The organism is Gramella sp. AN32 (genome assembly GCF_023718305.1).
GTDB lineage: Bacteria > Bacteroidota > Bacteroidia > Flavobacteriales > Flavobacteriaceae > Christiangramia > Christiangramia antarctica.
Genome location: NZ_QEYO01000035.1, coordinates 1 through 5683 on the forward strand (window position 1 = coordinate 1; position 5683 = coordinate 5683).

Here is a 5683-nt window from a genome sequence, read left to right on the forward strand (position 1 = left end):
CAATAAGCAATGATCATAGGGCAATTTTAGGATTGTTAATTGATAACTGCTAATTGATAATTGACAAGTTCATTGACATATTGAATTGACAATAGATTTTGGGGGCAGCGATGCCTTTAAGATTTAGTATATAAGAATTAAGACTAGAAGAAGTCATTTTGAGCAATTTCTTTAGTAGTTGTTGAATATATTTAAGATTTAACGATGAAGAGTTTGATCCTGGCTCAGGATGAACGCTAGCGGCAGGCCTAACACATGCAAGTCGAACGGTAACAGGAATTAGCTTGCTAATTTGCTGACGAGTGGCGCACGGGTGCGTAACGCGTATACAATCTGCCTTTAAGCGGGAAATAGCCCATGGAAACGTGGATTAATGTCCCATAGTATTATGGATTCACCTGGATTTATAATTAAACATTTATGGCTTAAAGATGAGTATGCGTCCTATTAGTTAGTTGGAAAGGTAACGGCTTCCCAAGACATCGATAGGTAGGGGTCCTGAGAGGGAGATCCCCCACACTGGTACTGAGACACGGACCAGACTCCTACGGGAGGCAGCAGTGAGGAATATTGGACAATGGAGGCAACTCTGATCCAGCCATGCCGCGTGCAGGAAGACTGCCCTATGGGTTGTAAACTGCTTTTATACGGGAAGAAACGCAGCTACGTGTAGTTGTTTGACGGTACCGTAAGAATAAGGATCGGCTAACTCCGTGCCAGCAGCCGCGGTAATACGGAGGATCCAAGCGTTATCCGGAATCATTGGGTTTAAAGGGTCCGTAGGCGGGATGATAAGTCAGTGGTGAAAGTCTGCAGCTCAACTGTAGAATTGCCATTGATACTGTTGTTCTTGAATGATTATGAAGTGGTTGGAATGTGTAGTGTAGCGGTGAAATGCATAGATATTACACAGAACACCTATTGCGAAGGCAGATCACTAATAATGTATTGACGCTGATGGACGAAAGCGTAGGTAGCGAACAGGATTAGATACCCTGGTAGTCTACGCCGTAAACGATGGTTACTAGCTGTCCGGCCCGATTGAGGGCTGGGTGGCCAAGCGAAAGTGATAAGTAACCCACCTGGGGAGTACGTTCGCAAGAATGAAACTCAAAGGAATTGACGGGGGCCCGCACAAGCGGTGGAGCATGTGGTTTAATTCGATGATACGCGAGGAACCTTACCAGGGCTTAAATGTAGATTGACAGGGGTGGAAACACCTTTTCCTTCGGGCAATTTACAAGGTGCTGCATGGTTGTCGTCAGCTCGTGCCGTGAGGTGTCAGGTTAAGTCCTATAACGAGCGCAACCCCTGTGGTTAGTTGCCAGCGAGTCATGTCGGGAACTCTAACCAGACTGCCAGTGCAAACTGTGAGGAAGGTGGGGATGACGTCAAATCATCACGGCCCTTACGTCCTGGGCCACACACGTGCTACAATGGTAGGGACAGAGGGCAGCTACCCCGCGAGGGGATGCGAATCTTCAAACCCTATCACAGTTCGGATCGCAGTCTGCAACTCGACTGCGTGAAGCTGGAATCGCTAGTAATCGCATATCAGCCATGATGCGGTGAATACGTTCCCGGGCCTTGTACACACCGCCCGTCAAGCCATGGAAGCTGGGGGTACCTGAAGTCGGTCACCGCAAGGAGCCGCCTAGGGTAAGACTGGTAACTGGGGCTAAGTCGTAACAAGGTAGCCGTACCGGAAGGTGCGGCTGGAACACCTCCTTTCTAGAGCTTTGCATGTTTACATGCAGGCGACAATTAGTAAGGGAAGTTCAAAAGCTTAGACCTTTGGGTCTTGATTCTTATTGTCAATTTGATTAAAATAGCAGTAAGCTATAAGTTGTAAGCTGTAAGTATTTAGGAGGGATCTTAAAGCTTAATGCTGAGAGCTTAGAGCTGAGGGCTATTATGGACAGTCTCATAGCTCAGCTGGTTAGAGCGCTACACTGATAATGTAGAGGTCGGCAGTTCGAGTCTGCCTGAGACTACGATGCAAGCGAAGCTTGCATTCAAAGTTAAAGGTTGGAAAGTTTAAAGTTAAACTTGAGACAATTAAGAAGTACGGGTGTAGAAATACGAAGTACGACGTTCATTAATTGAAATATTGAAAGGAAATTCTAGAAGCTACGGAATTCTAATTCTAAATTCTGAATTCTAAATTCTGAATTCAAAACGGGGGATTAGCTCAGCTGGCTAGAGCGCCTGCCTTGCACGCAGGAGGTCATCGGTTCGACTCCGATATTCTCCACTATTGCCCTGAGATAGGGGTTGCGATAGGATTGGCAAACAACCAGGGAATACCTTAGGTATTTTAGTTTGGCCATTCCATGGGAGCCTTTATTGTTGGAGGGGAAAAACGTTCATTGACATATTGAAAGAAACAAAAGAATACGAGAAAGCTGGTACCCATAGCAATGTGGGTACCAATACATTAGAATACCCCTTAATTTAAGAGTTACTTCTTGGGTTAGGGGAACATGAGCATTAGAGCAAAACGCATACAAGCTAGATAAGGGCGTATGGGGAATGCCTAGGCTCTCAGAGGCGAAGAAGGACGTGATAAGCTGCGAAAAGTTGCGGGGATTGGCACATACAAATTGATCCGCAAATATCCGAATGGGGCAACCCACTATACTGAAGGTATGGTACCCGCCGTAAGGCGGGGGCGAACCCGGGGAACTGAAACATCTAAGTACCCGGAGGAAGAGAAAACAACAGTGATTGCGCTAGTAGTGGCGAGCGAACGCGCAACAGCCCAAACCAGTAAGTTTACGGACTTGCTGGGGTAGTAGGACTGCGAAGTTGGTTGTATTACGAATTAGAACACTTTGGAAAGAGTGGCCATAGACGGTGACAGCCCGGTATAGGTAAGTAGATATAAACCATAGCAGTATCCTGAGTAGTGCGGGGCACGTGAAACCCTGTATGAATCAACCGGGACCATCCGGTAAGGCTAAATACTCCTGAGAGACCGATAGTGAACCAGTACCGTGAGGGAAAGGTGAAAAGAACCGTGAATAACGGAGTGAAATAGATCCTGAAACCATACGCTTACAAGCGGTCGGAGCCCTTTCGTGGGGTGACGGCGTGCCTTTTGCATAATGAGCCTACGAGTTACTTTTACTAGCAAGGTTAAGCCTTTAAGAGGTGGAGCCGTAGCGAAAGCGAGTCTGAATAGGGCGAGGTTCATCCTTCGGGGATGAAAGCGTGCAAACGCTTAGTTAGTAGTAGTAGACGCGAAACCGTGTGATCTACCCTTGGGCAGGTTGAAGCTGTGGTAACACATAGTGGAGGACCGAACCCGTTGACGTTGAAAAGTCTTGGGATGACCTGAGGGTAGGGGTGAAAGGCCAATCAAACTCGGAAATAGCTCGTACTCCCCGAAATGCATTTAGGTGCAGCGATTAATTAGTTTTATAGAGGTAGAGCTACTGATTGGATGCGGGGGCTTCACCGCCTACCAATTCCTGACAAACTCCGAATGCTATAAAATGTTGTTGATCAGTGAGGGCATGGGTGCTAAGGTCCATGTCCGAGAGGGAAAGAACCCAGACCATCAGCTAAGGTCCCAAAATATATGTTAAGTTGAAGAAACGCGGTTGGACTGCCCAGACAGCTAGGATGTTGGCTTGGAAGCAGCCATTCATTTAAAGAGTGCGTAACAGCTCACTAGTCGAGCGGTCCGGCATGGATAATAATCGGGCATAAACATATTACCGAAGCTATGGACTCTAACATTAGTTAGAGTGGTAGGGGAGCATTGTAATGGGGTTGAAGGTGTACTGCGAGGTATGCTGGACCAATTACAAAAGAAAATGTAGGCATAAGTAACGATAATGCGGGCGAGAAACCCGCACACCGAAAGACTAAGGTTTCCCCAGCTATGCTAATCAGCTGGGGGTTAGTCGGGACCTAAGGCGAACCCGAAAGGGGTAGTCGATGGACAACAGATTAATATTTCTGTACTTGCCCCACGCTAAAAGCGGACGGAGGCGAAAAGTTGGTGCGCACAGACGGAATTGTGCGTTGAAGGGAGTGGTAACACCCCGATAGTACACAAAAGCTACGGCCAGCGTGATAATCCAGCGGATCGACTTCCAAGAAAAGCGAGTGGAGGCAACCCGTACCACAAACCGACACAGGTAGTTGGGATGAGAATTCTAAGGTGCTCGAGAGATTCATGGCTAAGGAACTAGGCAAAATAGGCCCGTAACTTCGGGAGAAGGGTCGCCCCCCTTATGGGGGGGCCGCAGTGAAAAGATCCAGGCGACTGTTTATCAAAAACACAGGGCTCTGCTAAATCGAAAGATGACGTATAGGGCCTGACACCTGCCCGGTGCTGGAAGGTTAAGGGGAGATGTTATCCTTTCGGGGAGAAGCATTGAACTGAAGCCCCAGTAAACGGCGGCCGTAACTATAACGGTCCTAAGGTAGCGAAATTCCTTGTCGGGTAAGTTCCGACCTGCACGAATGGTGCAACGATCTGGATACTGTCTCAGCCATGAGCTCGGTGAAATTGTAGTATCGGTGAAGATGCCGATTACCCGCTGTGGGACGAAAAGACCCCGTGCACCTTTACTATAGCTTAGTATTGACTTTGAACAAGTGATGTGTAGGATAGGTAGGAGACATTGAAGCGGTATCGCCAGGTATCGTGGAGTCGTTGTTGAAATACTACCCTTTACTTGTTTAGAGCCTAACTTCGAGGGAAGGACAGTGCTTGGTGGGTAGTTTGACTGGGGTGGTCGCCTCCAAAAGAGTAACGGAGGCTTCTAAAGGTTCCCTCAGCACGCTTGGTAACCGTGCGTAGAGTGCAATGGCATAAGGGAGCTTGACTGAGAGACATACAGGTCGATCAGGTACGAAAGTAGAGCATAGTGATCCGGTGACACCGCATGGAAGGGTCATCGCTCAAAGGATAAAAGGTACGCCGGGGATAACAGGCTGATCTCCCCCAAGAGCTCATATCGACGGGGGGGTTTGGCACCTCGATGTCGGCTCGTCACATCCTGGGGCTGGAGAAGGTCCCAAGGGTTGGGCTGTTCGCCCATTAAAGTGGCACGCGAGCTGGGTTCAGAACGTCGTGAGACAGTTCGGTCTCTATCTACAGTGGGCGTTAGAAATTTGAGTGGACCTGATCCTAGTACGAGAGGACCGGATTGGACCAACCTCTGGTGTACCTGTTGTTCCGCCAGGAGCATTGCAGGGTAGCTACGTTGGGAAGGGATAAGCGCTGAAAGCATATAAGCGCGAAACCCACCACAAGATGAGATTTCTTTAAAGGACCGTGGGAGACGACCACGTTGATAGGCTACAGGTGTAAAGGCAGCAATGTCATAGCCGAGTAGTACTAATCATCCGTAAAGCTTGATGCGCGATGGCCCTTGGGGCGCAAAACCCAAGGGCCGCCAAATGCTTCATGAAACCAGTAACCTAGTGCATAAAGCTTCTCTTTATTTTTGTTTCTTTTATATATGTCAGGATATTTGTGCTGAATGTTCATTCAGGACTGTGTTAAGCCCGATACGCTTATAACACACCTTTTAAGGTGGCTATAGCAACGGGGCTCACCTCTTCCCATCCCGAACAGAGAAGTTAAGCCCGTTAGCGCCGATGGTACTGCACCTCGTGGGAGAGTAGGTCGCCGCCTTCTTTTTATAATCAAAACCCCTTCAGT

General features: G+C 48.1%; 2 tRNA genes and 3 rRNA genes. All 5 read left to right on the forward strand.

Features of this window, described 5'->3' with window-relative positions:
* The first annotated feature begins 201 nt into the window (after positions 1-201).
* Positions 202-1731: ribosomal RNA gene (locus DHD80_RS19625) — 16S ribosomal RNA — on the forward strand.
* 189 nt (positions 1732-1920) lie between these two features.
* Positions 1921-1994, forward strand: a tRNA-Ile gene (locus tag DHD80_RS19630).
* A gap of 186 nt (positions 1995-2180) precedes the next feature.
* A tRNA-Ala gene (locus DHD80_RS19635) sits at positions 2181-2254 on the forward strand.
* A 249-nt stretch (positions 2255-2503) separates the two neighbouring features.
* Positions 2504-5381 (forward strand): 23S ribosomal RNA (locus tag DHD80_RS19640).
* 169 nt (positions 5382-5550) lie between these two features.
* Positions 5551-5659 (forward strand): 5S ribosomal RNA (gene rrf / locus DHD80_RS19645).
* The 16S, 23S and 5S rRNA genes sit together here with 2 tRNA genes alongside, the layout of an rRNA operon.
* Positions 5660-5683 lie beyond the last annotated feature (24 nt).